This is a genomic window from Pseudanabaena sp. PCC 9330, assembly GCF_055795045.1.
This window is the reverse complement of the sequence record NZ_JAYFES010000040.1, coordinates 1-374: the sequence shown is the minus strand read 5'-3', so window position 1 is coordinate 374 and position 374 is coordinate 1. Positions and strand designations below refer to the sequence as shown.

The following is a 374-nucleotide window of genomic DNA, read 5'->3' as shown; positions in this document are numbered from 1 at the left end:
TGTTTTTCGGATCGAGGTTGACTTCTCAAACAGTAAGCTCATGCTTGTCGTAGCCGCCGTAAAATCAAAACAGATTAAATCAGTTCTATACTCATTTTCACCATATCTGTTTAAATCAATACTAACGGTGAGATAGATGTAGCCAATAGGATAGCGATTTTGACTGTCGCGTAGCGGCATCCAATCCGTATATTCATCCCCTTGTTCCTGAAGGTCCTCCTGTGTTTGCTGCATATACACTTCAATGACCTCATCTACTTCGAAGTAAAGAGAAGTATTGAATTGTATGGACTTAGCCGTATCCTCAAAATAAATCGGCTGCGTTTTATTGTCCCAATCACGGTGTTCTTGGGTAATCCCGTAACTAGAAGTGA

Annotated in this window: 1 pseudogene; it reads right to left on the bottom strand. The window is 40.6% G+C overall.

Going from position 1 to position 374, the window contains the following annotated elements:
- Nucleotides 1-374: pseudogene (locus tag AC0QKW_RS00715) on the bottom strand (hypothetical protein); the annotation flags it as partial.